Origin of the sequence: Campylobacter concisus ATCC 51562 (assembly GCF_000466745.1) — a bacterium.
GTDB lineage: Bacteria > Campylobacterota > Campylobacteria > Campylobacterales > Campylobacteraceae > Campylobacter_A > Campylobacter_A concisus_B.
The window spans coordinates 430,650-452,530 of the sequence record NZ_ANNI01000003.1; the positions used below are offsets into that span (position 1 = coordinate 430,650).

29 protein-coding genes are annotated in these 21,881 nt (G+C 37.4%); 2 read left to right on the forward strand and 27 right to left on the reverse strand.

Annotation, left to right across the window (positions count from 1 at the left end):
• The 23 genes from ATCC51562_RS03530 to ATCC51562_RS09655 form a co-directional block, all read right to left on the reverse strand.
• On the reverse strand, positions 1 to 603 hold the full coding sequence (locus tag ATCC51562_RS03530; protein ID WP_223154487.1) for an FKBP-type peptidyl-prolyl cis-trans isomerase: 603 nt from the start codon (positions 601 to 603) through the stop codon (positions 1 to 3).
• Between the two features lie 56 nt (positions 604 to 659).
• Positions 660 to 1,502, reverse strand: coding sequence for a tetratricopeptide repeat protein (locus ATCC51562_RS03535; protein WP_021090609.1), 843 nt, complete (start codon positions 1,500 to 1,502; stop codon positions 660 to 662).
• Between the two features lie 13 nt (positions 1,503 to 1,515).
• Entirely contained in the window at positions 1,516 to 2,022 is a 507-nt protein-coding gene (locus ATCC51562_RS03540) for an OmpA family protein (protein ID WP_021090913.1), read from the reverse strand.
• A 64-nt stretch (positions 2,023 to 2,086) separates the two neighbouring features.
• The gene (gene tolB, locus ATCC51562_RS03545) at positions 2,087 to 3,343 is read right to left on the reverse strand and encodes a Tol-Pal system protein TolB (RefSeq protein WP_021090985.1); all 1,257 of its coding nucleotides are present in this window, start codon (positions 3,341 to 3,343) and stop codon (positions 2,087 to 2,089) included.
• Positions 3,344 to 3,367: 24 nt separating this feature from the next.
• A complete protein-coding gene (locus tag ATCC51562_RS03550; RefSeq protein ID WP_021090975.1) occupies positions 3,368 to 4,315 on the reverse strand; it encodes a TonB C-terminal domain-containing protein in 948 nt (315 codons plus the stop codon).
• 1 nt (position 4,316) lies between these two features.
• Positions 4,317 to 4,715, reverse strand: a complete 399-nt coding sequence (locus ATCC51562_RS03555) for a biopolymer transporter ExbD (RefSeq protein ID WP_021090535.1) — start codon at positions 4,713 to 4,715, stop codon at positions 4,317 to 4,319.
• Positions 4,716 to 5,300, reverse strand: a complete 585-nt coding sequence (locus tag ATCC51562_RS03560; RefSeq protein ID WP_051288435.1) for a MotA/TolQ/ExbB proton channel family protein — start codon at positions 5,298 to 5,300, stop codon at positions 4,716 to 4,718. It lies immediately after the preceding gene.
• Positions 5,301 to 5,690, reverse strand: coding sequence for an ATP synthase F1 subunit epsilon (gene atpC / locus ATCC51562_RS03565; RefSeq protein WP_021090667.1), 390 nt, complete (start codon positions 5,688 to 5,690; stop codon positions 5,301 to 5,303).
• An 18-nt stretch (positions 5,691 to 5,708) separates the two neighbouring features.
• Positions 5,709 to 7,106 carry a F0F1 ATP synthase subunit beta gene (atpD, locus tag ATCC51562_RS03570; protein ID WP_021091052.1) on the reverse strand — a complete coding sequence of 466 codons (1,398 nt, stop codon included), beginning with the start codon at positions 7,104 to 7,106 and terminating at the stop codon, positions 5,709 to 5,711.
• Between the two features lie 11 nt (positions 7,107 to 7,117).
• On the reverse strand, positions 7,118 to 8,005 hold the full coding sequence (atpG, locus tag ATCC51562_RS03575) for an ATP synthase F1 subunit gamma (protein ID WP_021090772.1): 888 nt from the start codon (positions 8,003 to 8,005) through the stop codon (positions 7,118 to 7,120).
• A gap of 9 nt (positions 8,006 to 8,014) precedes the next feature.
• Positions 8,015 to 9,532 (reverse strand): F0F1 ATP synthase subunit alpha, encoded by a 1,518-nt coding sequence (gene atpA, locus ATCC51562_RS03580; RefSeq protein ID WP_021090910.1) that lies wholly within the window; start codon positions 9,530 to 9,532, stop codon positions 8,015 to 8,017.
• Between the two features lie 14 nt (positions 9,533 to 9,546).
• On the reverse strand, positions 9,547 to 10,077 hold the full coding sequence (locus tag ATCC51562_RS03585) for a F0F1 ATP synthase subunit delta (RefSeq protein ID WP_021090519.1): 531 nt from the start codon (positions 10,075 to 10,077) through the stop codon (positions 9,547 to 9,549).
• Complete coding sequence (locus ATCC51562_RS03590) at positions 10,077 to 10,589, reverse strand: F0F1 ATP synthase subunit B (protein WP_021090842.1); 513 nt, start codon at positions 10,587 to 10,589, stop codon at positions 10,077 to 10,079. The genes ATCC51562_RS03585 and ATCC51562_RS03590 overlap by 1 nt, the downstream gene beginning before the upstream one ends.
• 9 nt (positions 10,590 to 10,598) lie before the next feature.
• Positions 10,599 to 11,021 (reverse strand): FoF1 ATP synthase subunit B', encoded by a 423-nt coding sequence (locus ATCC51562_RS03595; protein ID WP_021091014.1) that lies wholly within the window; start codon positions 11,019 to 11,021, stop codon positions 10,599 to 10,601.
• A gap of 95 nt (positions 11,022 to 11,116) precedes the next feature.
• Complete coding sequence (locus ATCC51562_RS03600; RefSeq protein ID WP_021090740.1) at positions 11,117 to 11,977, reverse strand: ParB/RepB/Spo0J family partition protein; 861 nt, start codon at positions 11,975 to 11,977, stop codon at positions 11,117 to 11,119.
• Positions 11,978 to 11,992: 15 nt separating this feature from the next.
• Positions 11,993 to 12,775 carry a ParA family protein gene (locus ATCC51562_RS03605; protein ID WP_021090449.1) on the reverse strand — a complete coding sequence of 261 codons (783 nt, stop codon included), beginning with the start codon at positions 12,773 to 12,775 and terminating at the stop codon, positions 11,993 to 11,995.
• Entirely contained in the window at positions 12,772 to 13,407 is a 636-nt protein-coding gene (locus tag ATCC51562_RS03610; RefSeq protein ID WP_021090928.1) for a biotin--[acetyl-CoA-carboxylase] ligase, read from the reverse strand. The genes ATCC51562_RS03605 and ATCC51562_RS03610 overlap by 4 nt, the downstream gene beginning before the upstream one ends.
• Before the next feature lies 1 nt (position 13,408).
• Positions 13,409 to 14,197, reverse strand: coding sequence for a bifunctional hydroxymethylpyrimidine kinase/phosphomethylpyrimidine kinase (gene thiD, locus ATCC51562_RS03615; protein ID WP_021090908.1), 789 nt, complete (start codon positions 14,195 to 14,197; stop codon positions 13,409 to 13,411).
• Positions 14,198 to 14,221: 24 nt separating this feature from the next.
• Positions 14,222 to 15,127 (reverse strand): methionyl-tRNA formyltransferase, encoded by a 906-nt coding sequence (gene fmt / locus ATCC51562_RS03620; protein ID WP_021090956.1) that lies wholly within the window; start codon positions 15,125 to 15,127, stop codon positions 14,222 to 14,224.
• Positions 15,128 to 15,143: 16 nt separating this feature from the next.
• Positions 15,144 to 15,479 carry a GDP-mannose dehydrogenase gene (locus ATCC51562_RS03625; RefSeq protein ID WP_035167254.1) on the reverse strand — a complete coding sequence of 112 codons (336 nt, stop codon included), beginning with the start codon at positions 15,477 to 15,479 and terminating at the stop codon, positions 15,144 to 15,146.
• 46 nt (positions 15,480 to 15,525) lie between these two features.
• Positions 15,526 to 16,584, reverse strand: a complete 1,059-nt coding sequence (gene obgE, locus ATCC51562_RS03630; protein WP_021090983.1) for a GTPase ObgE — start codon at positions 16,582 to 16,584, stop codon at positions 15,526 to 15,528.
• A gap of 45 nt (positions 16,585 to 16,629) precedes the next feature.
• The gene (locus tag ATCC51562_RS09410; RefSeq protein ID WP_021090569.1) at positions 16,630 to 17,271 is read right to left on the reverse strand and encodes an NYN domain-containing protein; all 642 of its coding nucleotides are present in this window, start codon (positions 17,269 to 17,271) and stop codon (positions 16,630 to 16,632) included.
• 182 nt (positions 17,272 to 17,453) lie between these two features.
• Complete coding sequence (locus ATCC51562_RS09655) at positions 17,454 to 17,657, reverse strand: hypothetical protein (RefSeq protein ID WP_162141880.1); 204 nt, start codon at positions 17,655 to 17,657, stop codon at positions 17,454 to 17,456.
• Positions 17,658 to 17,717: 60 nt separating this feature from the next.
• On the opposite strand from ATCC51562_RS09655, the gene ATCC51562_RS03640 reads away from it, so the two are divergent.
• On the forward strand, positions 17,718 to 18,131 hold the full coding sequence (locus tag ATCC51562_RS03640; RefSeq protein WP_021090621.1) for a hypothetical protein: 414 nt from the start codon (positions 17,718 to 17,720) through the stop codon (positions 18,129 to 18,131).
• Positions 18,132 to 18,158: 27 nt separating this feature from the next.
• Here the strand turns inward: ATCC51562_RS03640 and ATCC51562_RS03645 are convergent, their stop codons facing one another.
• From ATCC51562_RS03645 to ATCC51562_RS03660, 4 genes are all read right to left on the reverse strand, one after another.
• A complete protein-coding gene (locus ATCC51562_RS03645; protein WP_021090926.1) occupies positions 18,159 to 18,629 on the reverse strand; it encodes a hypothetical protein in 471 nt (156 codons plus the stop codon).
• A gap of 114 nt (positions 18,630 to 18,743) precedes the next feature.
• Positions 18,744 to 19,001 carry a 50S ribosomal protein L27 gene (gene rpmA / locus ATCC51562_RS03650; RefSeq protein WP_002942569.1) on the reverse strand — a complete coding sequence of 86 codons (258 nt, stop codon included), beginning with the start codon at positions 18,999 to 19,001 and terminating at the stop codon, positions 18,744 to 18,746.
• A gap of 11 nt (positions 19,002 to 19,012) precedes the next feature.
• Positions 19,013 to 19,327: a 50S ribosomal protein L21 gene (gene rplU / locus ATCC51562_RS03655; protein WP_021090648.1), complete on the reverse strand. Its 315-nt coding sequence runs from the start codon at positions 19,325 to 19,327 to the stop codon at positions 19,013 to 19,015.
• Positions 19,328 to 19,478: 151 nt separating this feature from the next.
• Positions 19,479 to 20,513 (reverse strand): cytochrome-c peroxidase, encoded by a 1,035-nt coding sequence (locus ATCC51562_RS03660; RefSeq protein WP_021090973.1) that lies wholly within the window; start codon positions 20,511 to 20,513, stop codon positions 19,479 to 19,481.
• A 263-nt stretch (positions 20,514 to 20,776) separates the two neighbouring features.
• On the opposite strand from ATCC51562_RS03660, the gene flhB reads away from it, so the two are divergent.
• A complete protein-coding gene (flhB, locus tag ATCC51562_RS03665; RefSeq protein WP_035167257.1) occupies positions 20,777 to 21,850 on the forward strand; it encodes a flagellar biosynthesis protein FlhB in 1,074 nt (357 codons plus the stop codon).
• Positions 21,851 to 21,881 lie beyond the last annotated feature (31 nt).

Genomic DNA, 21,881 nt, shown 5'->3' on the forward strand with positions numbered 1-21,881 from the left:
TTAGTGATGGTGATGTCCGTGTCCACCGCAACCGCAACCACCATCCTCGTGTCCGTGTCCATGCCCGTGTCCATGACCACCGCAGCACTCATGTTCATGCTCATGATCGTGACCACCGCAACCGCAAGTATGAGCCCCAGCTACCATGCCTGTTGCTTTTTCATCTTCTGTCGCATCTCTAACTTCTAAAACTTCAACATTAAATAGCAAATCTTTACCAGCATATGGGTGATTAAAATCAACCGTTACTTCGTCATCTTTGATCTCTTTAACAATGACACGAACACTTGAGCCATCCTCATTTTGACCAAAAAGTTCCATTCCTTCATGTAAATCTATACCAGCAAACTGCTCTTTTGGTAACGACTGAATGGCTTCGTTATTATATTCACCACAACCCTCTGCTGCCTTTACGCTTATAGTTGCTCTTTCACCTGATTTTAGTTTACTTACTTCTTCTTCAAGCTTTTCTATAATATGGCCATGCCCTGTTATAAATGAAATTTGGCCACCTTCTTGCATGTTTGACTCTAGAATTTCACCAGTGTTAGCATCTTTTAGTTCGTAAAACATAGTTATAACTTGATCTTTACTCACAATAATCTCCTTAGATTTGGTTTCTTGATTAATGTGGGATTATATCTAAAAAAGATTAAAATTTAGTTTCTATTAGGAGAGGCTTTGGCTTCTTTACTATCTGGATAGCCGACTTTTAAAGCTTTATAAAATCTATTTGCGCTTTGCGTATCACCTATCTTATCAAAGCTTATAGCTGTGTGATATAGAAGTTTTGGTGTATAGTCAGCCTTATCTTCGTTCTGTATGCTTTTTTTGTAGTATTGTATAGCTGTACTGTATGATTTTTGACTGTAAGCAACTTCACCTAAATAATAATTTGTTGCACCAGTTTTATAGCCTTTTTTATTTAAATATTCAAAATATCCAGCTGCTTCTGTGCTATTACCAGAATTTAGAAGTTTAATGCCATCAGCCAAAATATCTTTATCGCTTTTTCCACTAAAATTTGAAGTTGGCTTACTTTGTTCTTTTGGATTTGCATTTTGCTTTGGTTGAGCAGCATTTTTATCCATTATTGCACCTAATTTATTTAAGGCAGCAGTGATATTCTTGTAGTTTTTGTCTTGTATATCTCTAGTTTCATCAACATAAGCCTTCAGTGATGTCAAACTTACACCAGAATCACTTATGCCACCATTTACCTTCGTCTCTATATCATTTATTCTTTGCTCAAGCTTATTCATTCTAGCACTCATGCTCTCAATCAAGCTTTGCAAACCTTGAAGTTGTTCTAAAACACTATTCATATTCTCTTCAATATTTTGAACACTTCGCTTATTATTTAGGGTAACTTTTTCATTGTCAGTTAGACCATATGGATTCGCACTATCCATATTGCCTGCATCAAAAGCTGAAATCTCTTGGCCGGAGGTAATAGAGATAGTGGCTCCAATCAGAGCCACTACAATTATTTTTTTATTCATTATTACCTATAAATTATGGAAGTACTTTGAAATCTGCACGTCTATTTTGAGCATCGCAAGCTTTTGTTTTGTCTGTACAAACTGGATTGCTTTCTCCAAAACTAACTACAGCGATTCTATCAGCACTAACGCCATTTCTTACAAGAGCATCTTTAGCACTTTTAGCACGTTTTAAACCAAGAGCATAGTTATACTCATCTGTACCCCACTCATCGCAGTTGCCTTCTACTTTTATAGAAAGAGCTTGAGCGTCAGCTTGATTGAATACTGATGCATTTGAGCTAACAACACCTTGTTGATCAGCTTTTATATTAAATTTATCAAAGTCAAAGTATACACTTTTAACTTGACTCTCGATGTTAGCAATAAGAGCTGCTAATCTATCAGCATCGCTCATGCTACCTGAATTGTCTGCAGATTGATTTGAATTTGAATTCATATCAACTTCAGGGTTTTTTGAGCTACAACCGCTCAACAATAAAGTTGCAACTGCAACACTTGCTAGAACTACTTTTTTCATTCCTTATCCTTTTTTAGAAATTTGGTCGAATTATATCACAAAAATCTTAAATTTTATCAGAATATTACCAATCTATAGATTGAATTTTTCCTACTTTTAAAGGAAACTGAAAACTTCTGTTTTCATTTAGCCTAACAACACCTAGTGAACTTTGACCGCCAAGCTCTTTTATAAAAACAACACTTTGCCCATCGCTTGAGAATCTTGGATAGTTATTTTTGCCATTTGCTGTAAGCTGTCGTATAAAATCCGTTTGAGTTGAAATTAGATATATATTAAAACTACCGCTTGCTTCCCTGCTTGAATAAACAACATAATTTTCAAATGTGCTTACAGAGTTATTATTCTTACCATGAAATACCATTTGTTCAACGCTTCCGCCAGAAATCGCAGGAGTTGCAAAAACATTAGGATAACCAAGCCTATCTGATACAAAAACTATCTTACTATCATTATCTACAAAATTTCCATTTACATCTATGCCTGGATAATTAGTAATCTGCGTCAAATTTTTGCTATTTGTATTATAGATAAATATATCTGGTTGATCTTTTGGTGCCATAGTTAATAAAATTTTACTTCCATCTTTACTAACATCTGAGGCTATAAGCATGCCAATGCTATCAATTATCTTTGTTTTTGTACCAGAATTTAGATCATACCTAAATAAAGTTGGCTTATTGTTTACATAAGATGTATAGTAAAATTTAATTTGATCAGCTCCAGCCCATTTTGGGAAAATGTTTAGACCGCCACTTACTATAGTCTTTTGATATGTAAGTGTATAATCTGCAACTATAATAGAGCTTTGGCGAGCTGAAGTATATTTTGAAAGAATAATAAATTTTTCCATCCAGCCAACTGGTGGTAAATTTAGTTCATTAGTAAGCTCAACTATACTTTTATGCGCTAAAAACGGATACTTTGCGCCGTCTGGCATAGTATAAACCTTCTCATATCTTGTAGTTGCTGTCTTAGCATTTATCAGTTTTACTCTTAAAGTAAGAGGTGAGCCCATAGAGCCTTCAAGAGCATATCTAAAGATAAGTTCGACGCCTTTATCACTCATTGTATTAGTAGTCGCATCCCCTTCATAGGTAGAAGGCACATGATCTTCGATTACTTCAAAATCGGAACTAACCTTTAGATCTCCTAGCATGATTTTAAAGAATTTATCTTTAAAACCCATATCACTAACAGCAGTTGTTGCATCTTGCAAAGCTATCTTTGGCAAGGCAATACCTTGATTTACAACAGATATGGTCGCATCAGCAGCATAAAGCCCTAGAGCAACACATAAAAAAAGAAAAATTTTCTTCATCTCTACTCCATAATTTTATAAATTTTAGTTTATTTTATCTTCTAAATTTAAATTAAAAGTAGTGCTTTTGTCTGGATTGAATGGAAATTTCTCCGTTGTAAGTTTTTCTAAGCACTCTCTTACTTTTGCGTTAAATTCTTCATTATATGATAGCTCTAAAATTTCATAGCTAAAATTTCCGCTCTGATCTATCATAACTTTAACTTTAGCCAAATTTGCAGAATCGGCCTTATAGCTTTGCCATCTTCTTTGAATTTGTTTTGTTATCGCACCCATTAGTGGATCGTAAGTACCGGTAGATTGTGATTTTGGAGCAGTTGGATTTTGATCTATCTTTAAACTCTTTATTATATCACTAGCTTCTTTTGCGGCTTTTGAACTAGAAGCTTCGCTTTTTTTACGGCTTTGAACTTTATTTTCGGTCTTTTTTATACCATCGTCTTTTTTAAGTTTCGTAGGATCTATATCACTAAAGAGATCTTTTATATTTGGCTCTTTTGGTTTTGGCTTTTCAACTGGCTTTGGTGCAGGCTTAGGCTCAGGTTTTGGCTCTGGCTTAATATCTTCTTTGGGTTCTTCACTTGGTTTTAAAATTTCTGGTTTTGGTTCTGGTTTTTTAGGTTCAGGTTTTGGTTCCTCTTTTGGAGGAGTTGGTAAGCTTGGAGTTGGCAATGGTTCATCTGGTACAACAGGCTTATTTGTAGTCTCTTGCTTATCTTCCTCTGACTCCTTTTTAGGTTCAGGCTTTGTCTCTTTAACTACTTCATCTGCTTGTTTTGGAGCTTTAATGGTTTGATCAATCTCCCTATCAACCATAACCACATCCATAATAGCATCTTTATCATCGGTATATTTCTTAGGAGGTTCTACAAAAAATGTAAGCTTTATAAATAAAATAAGTATAATTGTAACGTAAATACAAAACGCTACAAGAAACGAACTAAGCGTTGGAAATTTAACTTTATTTGACATCTTAGCCGTTTGTCTCTAAAGCCACTTTGTTAAAACCAGCACCTTTTAAAGTCTTTAATACAAACATAACATCATCGTATTTTAAATTTTTATCAGCTTTTATATAGATAGGCGAGGTTTTATCGTATTTTGTACTCATTAATGCGATATTATCAGGAAACTCAGCAAGGCTCATAGTACTCTGATCAACTCTAACTTGTCCTTGCGAATTTATAGATACTATAAGGTCTTTTTGCTTAGATGTTGAAGTTTTCGCCTTTGAACCATCCGGAAGAGTAATATCCTCTTGATATGTTATGGTTGGCATAGTAACCATTAAAATGGCTAGTAAAACAAGCATAATATCAACAAGAGGAGTTATATTTAGCTCTGGTGTCTCATCGGTAAATTTAACGGCCATTTATAGTATCTCATCATCTTTTTTAAGTGCTATCATTACATCAGCCTGACGCTCGATAACGCTCATTAATTCATAAGCTTTTCTTTTTATGAGTAAGTTAAATGTATATGCTGGGATGGCAACAAAAATTCCGCAACCAGTTGCAACAAGTGCCTCTGAAATAGCTGGAGCGATAATACCAAGTGATGAACCTCCACCATTTCCAAGCTGTGAAAATGTCTCTAAAATAGAAACAACGGTTCCAAAAAGACCAATAAAAGGCGAAGTAGATGCTATTACACTTAGCCACGTTAGCCCACTTGTAGCATTTTTCTCGGCTATACTTATACATACATTTAGTTTTTCTCTTGAAATTCTTCCATTTGCACATTTTCTCAAAGACGAATCATTTGGAATATTTTTAGCACCCATAAGCAATGCTTCAAGTGCATTTTGCTCACGTTTTTGCCAAGCTCCAATACCAGCCATTCTTGAAAAAAGAATTGTGAAACTAACTATAAAATATATTGACAGCCAAGTTAAAACAATAATTGTAATAAAACTACTTCTTTGAATGTAATTTAAAAATAAATCTATACCGCCCACTTATCTAGTTCTCACTACATTTTCCATTTTAGATATAGTTGCTGCGAAAGCATTTGTATCACTACTCATGCTCTCTATCAAATTTCTAGCAGCTTCCAATGAATTTGCAAGCTCGCTTTCACTATCACCAGAGACGTAAACCGCACCGTCAGCAAGTATTACTACCTTACCTTCGTCAATCTTTGCATAGCCCCAGTTAATCGCAACAACATCATGTTTTTTATTTTTATGTTCTATATCTATAATACCTGCTTTTAAAAGAGATATTAATGAGGCATGGTTTGGCAAAACACCAAACTCGCCCTCGCTACCTGGAAGCACTACACTACTCACGTCATCATTAAATATCTGACCTTGAGGAGTTACGATCTCTAAATGTAATTTATCCATTACGCTTCCTTTTTAAATTTAAGCCTTAAGTTTCTCAGCTTTAGCTAAAGCCTCATCCATATTTCCAACCATATAAAATGCTGCTTCTGGTAAATGATCATATTTACCCTCTAAAATTCCCTTAAAGCCAGCTATATTTTCGTCAAGACTTACATATTTACCAGGGCTACCTGTAAATACTTCAGCAACGAAGAACGGCTGAGATAAAAATCTCTCGATCTTTCTTGCTCTATCAACTGTTAGCTTATCTTCTTCACTAAGCTCGTCCATACCAAGGATAGCGATAATATCTTGAAGATCTTTATATTTTTGAAGCACAGCTTGAACGCCGCGAGCTACCTTATAGTGATCTGCTCCTAAAATTTGAGGATCGAGCATTCTTGAAGTAGAATCAAGCGGATCAACAGCCGGATAGATACCTTTTTCTGCAATCGATCTGTTAAGAACTGTCGTAGCATCAAGGTGAGCAAAAACAGTTGCAGGAGCTGGGTCTGTAAGGTCGTCAGCTGGAACGTAAACAGCCTGAACAGAGGTGATCGAACCTTTTTTAGTTGATGTGATTCTCTCTTGGAATTTACCCATCTCACTTGCAAGAGTTGGCTGGTAACCAACAGCTGACGGAATACGTCCAAGTAGAGCTGACATCTCTGCACCTGATTGAGAAAAACGGAAGATGTTATCAATAAACATCAAAACGTCAAGTCCCATCTCATCACGGAAGTACTCAGCCATTGTAAGACCAGTTAGCGCGATACGGTTTCTTGCTCCTGGTGGCTCGTTCATTTGGCCATAGCACAAGGCAACTTTATCCAAAACGTTACTTTCTTTCATTTCGTGATAAAGGTCGTTTCCTTCACGAGTTCTCTCACCAACACCTGCAAATACAGAATAGCCGCTATGTTTAAACGCAACATTGTGGATAAGCTCCATAATAATAACTGTTTTACCAACACCAGCACCACCAAATAGACCAACTTTACCACCCTTTGCATAAGGAGCTAGAAGATCAACTACCTTGATACCAGTTTCGAAAATTTCACTCTTTGTACTTTGCTCTTCAAATGGAGGAGGATCGCGGTGGATAGACCAATGCTTATCAAAATTTATACCCTCGCCCTCGTCGATCAAATCACCGACGACGTTAAAAATTCTTCCCAAAACTTTTTCGCCGACCGGGACGCTAATAGGTGCACCAAGCGCTTTAGCCTCTAAACCACGAGTCAGACCCTCACTCATATCCATAGCGATCGTTCTAACTCTATTATCACCTAGGTGAGCAGCAACTTCTAATATTAGTTTATGTTTCTTGCCCTCAACCTCAAAGAAAACTTCGATAGCTTCATTGATCTTCGGCAAGTAGTCATTAAAGTCAACATCGACCACAGGGCCCATAACTTGACTAATAACACCCTTCATTCATACTCCTTTTATTTCATTGATTCAACACCACTGATGATCTCGATAAGCTCAGTGGTAATAGACTCTTGTCTTGCTTTATTGTAAGCAAGATTTAACTGTTTAACGCGTTGTTTAGCATTGTTTGTTGCATTATCCATAGCTTGCATTCTAGCACTGTGCTCAGCCGCCAAAGAGTCAACTAAAGCATAATACATACTATACTCAAAATATTTATTAAGCAATTCATCCATGATCTTAGTATAATTGTCTTCTGGCTCAAATTCCATCAAAGAATTTGTCTCAACCGCAACTATCTTAGACGGCTCAATAGGCACAATATCATTTACTCTAATCTCTTGAGAAATCATATTTTTATAGCCATTGTGTATTAGTACGACCTTATCTGTTATGCTGTTTGTAAAGTCATCAATGGCGTCTTTTATGATCTTTTGAGCTTTTTCATATGTAGGAGAAGAGCTAGCTCCGACGTAAGTCTCAAGTAGTTCAACGCCTTGGAAATTGAAAAATTCTATACCTTTTTTACCAACAGCTCTTAGTCTAACTTTGATCTTTTTGGCTTTTAGCTCATCGATCATGCGCCTAACTGTCTTTATAGTCTGGACATTAAAGCCACCGCAAAGCCCTTTATCAGCGGTAACAAATATAATATCAACCTTTTCTACACTCTTTGTTGTATTAAAAAATTTACTCTCAGTCATAACTGAAGCATATTGATTGATCTTATAAGCTATCTCTGATAAAACCTCATTGATCTTAAGAGCGTAAACTCTAGAGTAGCGAGCAGCCTCTTCGGCTTTGCGAAGCTTCGCTGTTGAGACAAGCTTCATCGCACGCGTCGTCTTTTGAGTGTTCTGTACGCTCTTGATCTTTCGTTTTATATCTTTTAAATTTGACATATCTCAGCCCTAGTTAGCGGCAAAAGTCGCTTTAAAATCTTTCAACGCTTTATGTAAAATTTCTTCTACTTCTTTATCAAGAACCTTTTTAGTTCTGATTTGCTCAAAAATTTCAGGGTATTTTGCCTCAATATATGGATATAGCTCAGCCTCAAATTTTGTTACATTTGCAGTTGCAACATCATCTAAATAACCCTTAGCGCCAGCAAATATGATAACTACTTGATTCTCAACTGGAAGTGGAGAATATGGAGGTTGTTTTAGCACTTCAACCATCTTTTGACCACGCTCTAGTTGTTTTCTCGAACTCTCGTCAAGGTCGCTTGCAAATTGAGCAAACGCTTGTAGTTCGCGGTATTGAGCAAGGTCTAGTCTTAGTGTACCAGAAACTTGTTTGATAGCTTTGATCTGAGCCGCACCACCAACACGAGATACAGAAAGACCAACGTTGATCGCTGGACGGATACCTGAGTTAAATAGGTCACTCTCAAGGAAAATTTGACCATCTGTAATAGAAATAACGTTTGTTGGAATATAAGCTGAAACGTCTCCTGCTTGAGTCTCAATAATAGGTAGAGCTGTTAAAGATCCCGCACCTAGTGCGTCATTTAGCTTACTTGCTCTTTCTAGAAGTCTTGAGTGAAGATAGAAAACGTCGCCCGGATAAGCTTCACGGCCTGGTGGTCTTCTTAAGATCAAAGACATCTCACGGTAAGCAACCGCGTGTTTTGACAAGTCATCATAGATTATTAGCGCGTGGCGAGAGTTATCTCTAAAATATTCACCCATTGTTACACCAGCGTATGGGGCAAGGTATTGAAGTGCGGCTGCGTCACTAGCACCAGCATTTACAACTATTGTATAGTCCATAGCGCCATACTCTTCAAGTTTTTTAACGACTTGAGCAACGGTTGATTGTTTTTGACCGATAGCTACATAGATACAAATAACATCTTGACCTTTTTGGTTGATAATAGTATCGATAGCAACTGTTGTTTTTCCAGTTTGACGGTCGCCGATGATTAGTTCTCTTTGTCCTCTACCGATTGGCACAAGTGCGTCAATCGCTTTGATACCTGTTTGAAGTGGCTCATGAACGCTCTTTCTAGCCATAATACCTTTTGCTTTTTCTTCAACAAAGCGAGATTCGGTAGCTTCAATTGGGCCTTTTGCGTCGATTGGCTCACCTAGTGAATTTACAACACGGCCGATCAATACGTCGCCAACTGGCACACGTAGAAGTTTTTTTAGTCTTTTTACAGAGCTTCCTTCTGTGATACCGCTAGTTTTTCCAAGGATAACTATACCAACACTGCTCTCTTCAAGGTTAAGAGCCATACCCTTTTCGCCACTTTCAAACTCAACCATTTCGCCAGCCATAACGTTTTTCAAACCATAAACGTTAGCAACGCCATCAGCGACTGAGATGACTTTACCGGTCTCTTCTACATCAACACTTAAATCAAAATTTTCGATACGCTCTTTGATTATCGTGCTAATTTCGTCAGCTTTAATTTTTGCACTCACGCTTTCACTCCTTTTTAAATTGCTTTTAATATATATTCACTCATTTGACTTTTTAGTCTATCGATAGAGAAATTTACCTCGACACCTAAATCATCTAACTCAACTTTTACGCCGTTGTAATCGCTCTTTGAGCCATTAAGCTTGATCTTAGAGTTAAATTTCTTAGAGAAATTCTCTTCCAAAGCTTTCAGCTGCTCAGCGCTTAGATCAAAATTTCCAATAACCTCGCCACGATATGTATTTTCAAGCAAAGATTGCTCTATCTTCATCTCGTTTAAGATCGCTGGGATAAGTTCCAGTCTTTTATTTGCGCCAAGAAGCTTAATAAAATTTGCAAATTTAGCATCTTGATTTTTAACCAAAGATAGTACAAATTTAACCTTTTGTGAAGCCTTTAATGTCGGCAAACTTATAATGCTTTTAAATTTATCGCTAGCAAAAGCAGCAGCTAGCTCTGATAAATTTTCAACAAATGCATTAAGTTCATTGGACTTTACGTCGCTTAAGATCGCCTTTACGTATTTTTTAGCTACTACTTCATTCATTAGCTAACCTTTTTAAGTATGATATTTGCAAGCTCTTTTTGATCGACTTTTAGGCTATCACTCGAGAAAATGTCGCTCAAAATTTCATTTACAACGCCTTTTGTCATCTTGCGCTCTTCAAATTCTTTTTGCTCTTTGTAGCTCTTTTGAAGATTTGTTATATCATTTTGAGCATCACTTTTAACCTTAGCAGCTAAATTTAAAGCCTCTTTTTTAGCAGTTTCGATTAAAGAGTTTGCATTTTGCTTAGCCTCTTCTACACGTTTTAGAGCGTCATCTTTTTTAGCTTTTGACTCACGAAGCTTCTCTTGGATACTCTCAAGCTTATTTGCGATCCTATCGATCCTGCTTTGATAAAGAGCTTTTAGTGGCTTAGCAGCAAAATAGACCAAAATAGCAAAGAAAAGTAAGAAGTTTAGCGTTCTCTCGACTATGTCGTAGTTTGTTCCACCATGCTCGCTAGAGTATGCTAGAAATGGAAGTGCTAGAAAAAATAAAATTTTTATCTTCATAAAATTCCTTTAAATTTTAGAGAGCTTGGCATTTAAAGCCGCTCTAAGTTCAGGTAGTTTAGCTGATAGATCTGCCTTTAGGTTATCTTTTTGAGAGCTTAGAGCATTTAAAAATTCATTGTAATCAGCCTCTAAACTAGTTTTTACGGCATTTACTTCTTTTAAAGACTCTTCTTTTGCCAAATTTAAGGCTTCTTGCCTTATTTTATTGGCCTCAGTCCTTGCGTTTAATATAATCTCTTCAATCTCTTTTTCATGAACGCTTAGATCACTTGCATTTTTGCTAGTACTCTCTTCATCATTTTTTATAGAAGCATTTCTGTCATCTATAAATTTGAGCATTGGCTTATACAGCAAGGAATTCAAAATAGCGATCAATACCAAGAAAACGACAGCCGTTAAAAGCATCAATGGCACATCTATTTCTAACATCCACTCTCCTTATTTTATCATTAAGTTTTATTTAATATTCAAATTAAAGTCTGATTTTACAATAAATTACTAAAAATAAAAATAAATTTGTAATTCTATTTTAGCCTAGAAATAAATTCTTCCACCTGTGAAATATTATTAAATTCTAAAACTAGATTACCAGATTTTACTTTTGTCTTTATCTTTAAATTTTTAAAAATTTCTTGTAAATTTGATAATTTTTTGCTCATTTCCTCAGAAATTTTTGGCTTTTTGTCTTTTATCTCTTCCTTATTTTTTATCTTTTTTACTAAAATTTCTGTGTCTCTAACGCTTAGCTTTTGACCAATTATCGTATCAACAACCATCTTTTCTTCTTCAGTGCTAAGCCCAACTATAACTTTAGCATGGCCTTGTGTGAGCTTATCTTCTTGTAAAAGTTTTTGTGTATAGTCACTAAGAAGTAAAAGCCTCATCGTATTTGTTATCTGAGTTCTACTCTTATGGATGATGTTTGCTAGGCCATCTTGTGTGATCTTATACTCATTTATGAGCTCTTTATACGACTTTGCAAGTTCGATCGGATTTAAATTTTCACGTTGGATATTTTCGATAAGAGCAAGCTCTCTTAAATTTTGAGACTTAATGTCAGCGATGATCGCCTTTATCTTGCTTGCTCCAAGCAACTTTGTGGCGCGGTATCTGCGCTCACCAGCTATTAGCATGTAGCCATCATCTTTTTTGATGACGATTATTGGCTGTATTAGTCCATGCCTTTTGATGCTGGCACTTAGCTCTTTTAAAGCTTCCTCGTCAAAATGCGTTCTTGGCTGGTATGGGTTTGGTAAAATTTCATCTATATTTATCTCTTCGACTATCTCAGAGTCATTTAAATTTGCAATCTCTTTGCTGTAGGCCTGCTCTACATCTTCAAGTATCGCGCTAAGTCCTCGCCCTAATCCACCTTTTTTAGCCATTTTTTTCCTTAATTTTTAGTTTAAAATACAATATGCCAAATTTTGATACGCGATCGAGCCTGGTGATTTTATATCATAAAGTATCACTGGCTTGCCAAAACTTGGGCTTTCAGCAAGTTTTACATTTCTTGGAACGACCACAAATTCCTCTTTGCTGTCCTTACTCTTAAAGAGCTTATTTTCAAAATGCTGCTTTAAATTTGCAATGGTCTCTTTTGAGAGATTATTTTGCGAACTAAACATAGTCGGCAAAAAGCCCTTTATATTTAGCTTTGGATTTATTGTCTTCTTAATAATCTTAACCGTATTTAAAATTTGAGCCAAGCCTTCAAGTGCATAAAATTCACATTGAATCGGGATGATAACACTATCACTTGCACTAAGAGCATTTATCGTAATGCTACCAAGTGCTGGAGGACTATCAATTATAATAAAATCATAGTCGTTTACAACTTCTGAAATTTTATTTTTAAGGATCAGTTTATAGTCCTTATTTTGATCGTTAAATTCTTGTTCAATACCGACAAGTCCTATATTTGACGGAGCTAAAAAAAGTGTTGGGATCTCAGTTTTTAATACGATTTGCGAGAGCTTTTTTCTATCTGTTAAGACGTGATAGATGTTAAACTCATAGTCACTTCTGCTAAAACCAAGTCCGGTTGTCGCATTTGCCTGTGGATCGATGTCTATTAATAATACTTTTTTTTCAGCAACCGCCAGTGATGCGGCTAAATTTACGGCTGTTGTGGTCTTGCCAACGCCGCCTTTTTGATTAGCTATTGTTATTATCTCGCTCATCTTAAAGAATATACCTTTTCCCCATTTAGTAAGATCGCTCCATCATCGCAAATTTCAGCATCCTGAAGCGAAACAGCTCTATTTGCAATATGCGTAATAAAACCTTTTGACTTGCAAAAGTCTATCCTAAATTTGCTAAAAATTGGCTTCCATAAAATCTTTTTATCAAGCATGCTAATAAAGCCCCAAACTAGCTCATCTACGCTAGTTTTTATATCCAAAATGCCCGCATTTTCAGGCGCGCTAGCTAAATTTATCCCCATGCCACAAATGTAAATTTCATCTACTTTATTTGTTAAAGTGCCACCTATCTTGCGCTCGTCCACATAAAAGTCATTTGGCCATTTTAACCAGCACTTTGAGCCAAGTTCGCTCAAGACTTCACGCATCAGCATAGAAAAATATATCGAGATCGAGGGCGGAGGTATGTCGCTTGGTAGCTCATCTTCGCTTATACAAAATGACATAAACAAATTTCCGCCAAGCCCTTCCCAGCTGTTACCGCGACTGCCGACCCCTTTTGTTTGATTATACGCCACGACCATATACGGAGCTTTTATCTCGCCGTTTTTTAGGGCTTCTATCAAAAATTCCTGCGTCGAAGGCAGACTTTGAAAAAACTCTACTTTCAAATCACACCTTAAATTTATAGAAGTGATTTACCGGATTTTGTCCACCGCCGATGATGACCGCATTTTTGATAGCGTTAAAGATATAATCATGCGCATTTTTTACGCTCTCTTTTAGGCTTTGGCCATTTGCTAAATTTGAAGCTATAGCGCTTGATAGCGAGCAGCCTGAGCCGTGTGTCGCAGTCGTTTTTATACGCTCATCGCTAAAAATTTCATATTCACTGCCATCATAAAATATATCAAGCGACTTGCCTTCTATCTCGCCACATTTTAGATAGACGCTTTTTGTGCCAAATTTCAAAAGCTCCTTGCAAGCCTCTTTTAGCTCACTCTCGCTCTTTAGCTCATGCTTTAAAATTTCACGCGCTTCAAAGATATTTGGCGTGATCACGCTCGCAAGCGGAAAAAGCTCCTCCACAATCGCGTCTTTTGCAGCACCCTCTAGCCAGATGTCGCCATTTTTACAGCTCATTACAGGATCGAGCACGACTGGCGGTAAATTTTTGATCTCTCTTAGCGTTCTTGCGACGCTTTTAATGATCTCAACGCTTGGGACAACGCCTATTTTTATCACATCAACTCTTATATCATCAAATATCGCTCTTATCTGATCCTCGATGAGCTTTGGTTCAACTAGCTGCATGCCAAATATACCTTTTGTATTTTGAGCAGTGACCGCCGTGATCGCTCCCATCGCATATACACCGTGTGCTATAAAGACCTTTATATCAGCTAAAACTCCAGCTCCGCCGCTTGGATCAACACCTGCTATACTTAGCGCATTTTTCATATTTTCTCCTATTAAATTTGATTATTACTCTATCTTGTCGCCAACACTAAGACGCTTACCATTTATATATGCTTTTGCGTTTGTTGGCTTTTTACTTGGCTCTTGAAGCTCGTAAATTTTGACCGCCCCACCCTTGCAAGCAACCACAACGTGATCTTTTTCTACACTCAAAATTTCTCCGCTTTTGCCACTTTTTTTGCTTAGCTCAAGCGATAAAATTTTTAGTCCGCTAGCTAGATAAATCCCCGGCCAAGGTGTGAGCGCACGAAATTTATTATAAATTTGTCCCGCCTCTTCATCAAAGCTAAAAAGTCCGTCGCTCTTGCTTATCTTTTTGCAGTGCGAGGCCTGCGCATCGTCTTGCTTTTGTGGTTTTAAATTTTCAAAATTTTTAAGCACTTTTACGATTAGCTCGCCGCCTAGCTCGCCTAGCTCACTAAAAAGCTCACTTGACATCTTAGTCTCGCAAGGCGTGTAGATGAAGTCTAGCATATCGCCAGTATCAAGCCCAGCATCCATTAGCATAGCTGTGACGCCAGTTTGCTTCTCGCCTGCTAGGATCGCGCTTTGTATAGGGCTCGCACCTCTATATTTTGGCAAGATAGAAGCGTGCAAATTTATACAGGTGGCGACGTCTAGGACACTTTGAGGTAAAATTTTGCCATAAGCCGCTACTACAATAAATTTGGGCTTAAATGCCTTTAGTTCGTTAACTACCGCCTCATTTTTTAGCGTATTTGGTGTAAGGACTGGTACGCCTGCTAGCTCATTCTGTGCGTAAATTTTCACCTCGCTTGGGGTTAAAATTTGCTTTCTGCCAACTGGTTTATCAGGCTGAGTAAAGACCGCTTTTATATTAAAGCCGGCTTCTTTTAGGTGCCTAAGTATCCTAACCGCATAATCAGGCGTCCCCATAAAAACTACATTCATCACTTTCCTTTAAATTTCAACGACTTTTATTTTGATCTACGTTTTTACTGTTAGTCAGCCAAGAGGCGCATGGATCTTCTTGCCAGTCAATCTTTTGAAATATCAAACTTCCTAGCTCATTAATGCTAACTTTGCCACTACGATCAAGATCCAGCCTTTTAAATTCCTCACTAGTGCATAAATCTGGTGCTATTTTTAGTTCTGGTGGCACCTTGCAAGCCGTCCATTCACCTAAATTTAGCATGCCGTCACGATCTATGTCATTGTAATCCAAAAACATATATGCCGGATCCGCTGGATCACAGCTATATGCGCTAAAGTAAAATAGTATAATGCAAAAAATTTTCTTCATTTTATACTCTCAAATTTCTATGCTCAAAGCGCCAAAAAGTTACAACTCAAAGCTCATTTTTAAGTAGCTCAAGAAGTGCGAATTTAAGCTCGTCGATGTTTTCGTTTGTCGCTGATGAGATCGGCAAAATAAAATATGGTTTTAAATGATCAAAGCCGAGTAAATCTTGTTTGTAGATAAATTTACCGTTTTGCTCTGGCTTTAGCTTTAAAAATTTCATAAATTCTTTTATATTTTCATCTAAATTTTCCGCCGCATCGACTCTGGTGATAGCGATAGCATAGTCCCTGCTAGCAAGTACGCTTGAAAATTTAGCGACTTCTTCTTTTAGCACACTAAACTGCTCGCTCATGCTTCTGTAATTCGCACTATCTACCATGAAAAGCAAAATTTTATTTCTCTCGATGTGCTTTAAAAACTGCACGCCAAGGCCGCGTCCGTCGCTAGCTCCCTCAATAATACCAGGGATATCAGCCATAACAAAGCCGCTAAACTCATCAACCTCAACAAGTCCAAGCTTTGGCGTAAGCGTGGTAAATTCGTAGTTTGCGATCTGTGGTTTGGCGTTTGATACTGTTGAAATAAGCGTTGATTTACCAACATTTGGAAAGCCCACTAAACCAACATCAGCAATGAGCTTTAGCTCGAGCCTGACCTCTATGCTCTCTTCTGGCATACCTTTTTGTGCGTATTCTGGAGCTTGGTTGATAGAGCTTTTAAAGTGAAAATTTCCGAGTCCACCTTTACCGCCTTTTAAAAATAGTGTCTTTTGCCCCTCGCTAACTATGTCACAGAGTAGTTCATTTGTCTGTGCATCATAAACAGCTGTGCCAGGAGGGACTATTAGTTCTAAATTTTCGCCCTTTTTGCCAGTCATTCGCTTGCCCATGCCAGCTTCACCATTGCCAGCCTTCATGGCTCTTTTACCCTTATAGTTTGCTAAAGTATGGGTATTGTTGTCACAAACAAAATAAACATCTCCGCCATCTCCGCCATCTCCGCCATCAGGACCACCCAAAATGACATGTTTTTCGCGGCGAAAACTCACAGCTCCAGCTCCACCATGCCCCGAACTTAGAGTCAATCTTGCACTATCTATAAACATTTTTTACCTTAGTTTTTAAAGAGATTATATCTAAAATTACTAAAACTATACCAATGCTACGGCAAGATCACTTTTAAAATCGGATTTTATCTTAAAAATTTGAGCATTGCTTTCATAGAGATTTTTCCAAGACGTAAAACCATAGTCAGTTGGTTTTACCTTATTGCCTTTGTTTTGTAAAAAGTTCACTACTTTAGCATTGCAAACATAGCTGTTGCTACCGCTACTTTCCTTAACTGCTTGAACAATGTCGGAAAGATCGCAAATTTTATCTATTTGGCGGTGTAATAAAATAAAATTTGAATATGCATCCTTTGCCGATTGTTTGGTTTTTTGCTCCCCAAAACCCAAAACTATTTTCCCCAATTTTTTAAGCTTTATAGTAAGCGGCATAAAGTCGCAGTCGCTTGAAATGATACCTATGGCATCTATTTGGGTAGACACCATAATATCCTCGAGTGCATCTAAACAAAGTGATAAGTCGGCACAATTAGACTTGCAATTAAAAACATGAACAAATTCTATGTCGCTGGCCTGCAAAACCTCATCCCATCCACAATGTTTAGTAAAATCTTTATACGCTTTTTTTATAATGATCTCGTAGTGCTCGTTTTGACAATAACTTATTACATCACGCAAGAAAACGTGGCTTACATTTTGACAGTCAAAATATAAAGCTATTTTCATATTCACTCCTTAAGCTTGCTCCTCCCGAAGGAGGAGAACATCTATTTTTTAGGCGGATTGTTTCCGCGACCTTTACCACTTGGATTACCTGTAGTGCTCGGACCATTTGGCGGTCTTACTCCTGATTTTGCCATTGTTAACCCTTTTTTATTTAATTTAGCCGTTCAAAATCGGCTATAAAATTAGCAGACTGCATAAATATATTTTGCTAGCCGCAACCTACTTTTGCAAATACCAAAGCTACTCGTCGTCGGCATCATCACCCAAATAATCATGTTGTTTGGATTATGCGCATCCGCCCAGTCATCCATATTAGCGTCATTATTTGGATTGTTTATATCCGACCACAAATTAAGCTCTTCTTGACTCATACCTGACGTATCCATTCTTATCACCTCCTTTCTTGTGGTATAATTTTGGAATTTTACAAAAAGGCCGGGCGACATATGGCGACAAAAAATTATGAGCATGAATGCAAAGAACTTGTAGAAAATATACAAAACGGTGTAAGCCAAACAAGATGTACGCTGAGAGATTTTTTAAAATCTTTTGTAGATTTTGATGAAATTTTACACAGTGAAAAAGATGTGGAAAGAAGAGCAAAAAGATATGAAAAGCTCATGCAAAGAGTTAAAAACAAAAAGTCAAGCACTCAAGAAACGTTTGATAAGCTAAAAGTGATTTATAAATTTTTACTCGACAAAGACGAATACAAAAAGCTTAACGACTATAAGCCGCTCGCCGACGATAAATTTGAAAGAGAAATTTTAGGAGATGAAATTTACGAAAATATAGCGACGAATTCTGAAAAAAATTTTAGCAATATCAATAAAAATTACGACACCCAACCATGCGACTAAATGAGCGTCGGCAGTTGACTGCGAATTTTAGCGACCAAGCAACGAATAGGAGCATTCGCTAATTTTTTTATCATCTTTCAAGCACTCCTTTAGACGCTTAACGCAGTAATCTTTTTGATAATAACCGCCATACTCACCGACGCAAGAGGATATAAACGCATACTCCTGCTCTATCGTATAACGCTCCAAAAACATCTCGTACCCGCCGTAAGCTAATCCTCCAGCTATAATCATACCAAACCAAAATCCGCCATTAGATTTAGCGGGCGACTGATCTTTTTCTATGACTTTGTCGATTAAACTTTTAAATTTATCGCTACCCTGTATATATTTTACGACTTTTTCAGCATCACTAGAACTTATTTTATTGTCCATTATGTCAATTTTTAAAGATTTAATACTGTCGTCAATAAGAGTATTTATATCTGTTAGCAGATTTTTATCTACCATATTTTCTACAAGATATTTTAAAATTTCGCTTTTATCTATTTTCATCATAAAAGACTGCATTTAACTTACTAAAATATGATTATCAGTATAAATTATATCGAAATTTATAATCTTTGAAGTTATTTAATGAATATAAAAAAGAGGGGACGAGTGCCCCTGGTATTATGCAGCTGGATAAACAGATACTTTTTTTCTGTTTTTATCGAGTCTTTCAAATTTTACAAAGCCGTCGACTAATGCAAAAATTGTGTGGTCTTTGCCAAGACCTACGTTATTTCCAGCGTGAGTTGCTGTTCCTCTTTGGCGGATGATTATATTTCCAGCACGAACGAACTCACCACCAAATTTCTTAACACCTAATCGGCGTCCGATACTATCACGGTTATTTTGGGTTGAACCCTGACCTTTTTTGTGTGCCATATCTTATCTCCTTAAGCTGCGATACTTACGACTTTTACACGTGTAAATTGTCTTCTAAAGCCGCGTTTTAGTTTTGAGTCTTTACGTCTGCGTTTTTTGTAGATAACTACTTTTTTGTCTTTGCCTTCATTAACGACCTCAAGAACAACTTTTGCACCCTTAACAAATGGCGCACCTACCTTTACTTCGCCGTCATTTACAGCTAAAACTTCTGTAATCTCAACGGTTGATTTAGCTTCAGCACTAAAGTGATCTAGCTTAAGGTACTCACCCTCGCTGACGCGATACTGCTTGCCGCCGTGCTTAAATATAGCGTATTTTGACATACTCTACCTTTCTAAATTTGGTAAGACCAAAAAGCGCTTTTGGATTTCAAAAGACTTGGGGAGCTTTGTTGGTTGTAAGAAACGGATGATACCCAAAAATTTATAAATTTAAGTTGAATGGGGCGGAAATTTATCCGCCTTTTTGTTTAGCTTAGTAGTCAAGCTCCGGTTTTGGGGTCTTTTCGGTAGATGCAGGGAAGGACGGATATTCGACTTTAGGCATTTTGCCTGTTAGTGAATTTAAAAACGTCACGATATCGGCGGCTTCTTTGTCATTTATCTCGATACCTAGCTGTACGCTACCCATCATTTTGACGGCATCTTTTAGCGACCAAACTGCACCGTTGTGAAAATACGGAGCCGTTAGCTCGATGTTGCGTAACGTAGGAGCTTTTACTAGACCGTTTGCATCGCCTTTAAAGTCGCCCAAATTTGCAAATTCATATTTGCCCGCAACCTCAAACGGTTGTAAAGTACCGCCTAAATTTATGCCGTTATGGCATGTAGCGCAACCCTTGTCGATGAAGGTTTTTAGTCCTTTTTTCTCAGCGCCGTTTAGCGCAGTCTCGTCGCCTTCTAAAAATTTATCGAATCTAGACGGAGTTACGAGCGTTCTTTCAAAGATACCTATGGCCGTCGTTACCAGCTCAAAGCTCACGTCGCTATTAAACGCGGCCTTAAACTCGCTCACATACGCTGGGATCGATTTTAGCCTTTGCTCGACAAGCTCCGGAGTAGAAGCCATCTCCGGCATCGCAGTCATCGGGCCGGCAGCCTGAGCGGCTAGGTGAGCGGCGCGTCCATCCCAAAACTGCACCGAGTTAAATACGGAGTTGTAAACCGTCGGAGCATTTACGTGATGAGGGTTTGGGGTCCATTTGTGACCTGTAGATGCAGGTACGCCGTCCGCTCCGCCTAAGCCCAAGTTGTGACAGGTGTTGCAGCTGATAATGCCGGATTTTGATAATCTCGGATCAAAATAGAGCCTCTTACCAAGCTCGTAAGCAGCCATAGTGGTTGGATATTTCTCAGCATCCGGAGAAGCTTCGTTTATCGCTTTGGTTAGCGCCTTTAGATCGCTAGGGATAGCGACTAGACCCGCATCTAGCGCGTCTTGGATCAAATTTTGAGCGTTTAGCGCCGTCGCTAACGCAACCAAACCCAACAAAACTGACTTAATTTTCATTAAATGCTCCTTTAAAAATAGAATTAGATCATAATTATAATGTTTTATAGTTAAATATAAATAAATTTTATTATTTATTATAAATTATTTTTAAGTAGTTTTAGTTATTCAAGATAAGATATATCTTATTTATTTTTATTGAATAGTATTAATTATTAATCTACTTTGTATAAGATTTACTATAGCTTGACTACATAAGAAATACTTCAATTTAACCTCGCTTTAGATATAATCGCCAAAATTTAACCAAACTCAGGATAATAATGGCAGGCGAAGATCAGGAAAAAACCGAAGAAGCGACCCCCAAAAAGATAGAGGATGCCAAAAAGGATGGTAACGTCCCCAAAAGTCAGGATCTAGCCGGGTTCGTGACCCTTGTCATCGCTATTGGTGTACTGCTTGCGATGCTAAATTTTATGAAAGAACAGATCATCTCACTTTATATCTACTACTCAAAATTTATCGGTCAGCCACTTACCTTGCCAACTGTAAAAATGATCGTCGTAAATACCTTTGCAAGGTCGCTTCTTATGATACTTCCAGTTTGTATCTGTGTGGCGATCGCTGGTGTCATCGCAAATGTAATGCAGTTTGGATTTATCTTTACCACAAAGCCTATAATGCCAAACTTTGGCAAGATCAACCCACTAAAAGGGCTAAAAAATTTATTCTCGATGAAAAAAGTGATAGATAGCATTAAAATCGTGCTAAAAGTTAGCATCGTCTTTGGAGTTGGATTTTATTTTTTCTTGCAGTTTATAAAGGAGCTACCGCACACGCTCTTTTTTTCTATGTTTGATCAGCTTGCTTGGCTAAAAGAAAAGCTCATTATCCTAGTTAGCGTTATGCTTTTTATACTTTTTGTGATCGGCCTTATCGACCTTCTCATCGTGCGTTTTCAGTATTTTAAGGACCTTCGTATGAGCAAACAAGAGATAAAAGATGAATATAAACAAATGGAAGGAGATCCGCAGGTAAAAGGCAGAATTCGTCAAGCACAAATGCGTGCAGCCAAGCGTCGAATGATGCAAAATATCCCACAAGCTGACGTAGTCATCACAAACCCTACTCACTACGCCGTGGCGATAAGATATGATAAAAGTCGTGACGAAGCACCTATAATACTTGCAAAAGGTGTTGATTTTTTAGCACTGCAAATCAAAAAAATAGCCGTTGAAAATGGTGTGCAAATTTATGAAAATCCACCACTCGCAAGAGAGCTTTATAAAATTTGTGAAGTTGATGATACGATACCAGCACATCTTTTTAGGGCCGTGGCCGAAGTGCTAAGCTTCGTTTATATGAGCAATAAACAAAAATTTAAAGATAAACTTTGATAAATTCTACTCTTGCCACTAGAAATTACTA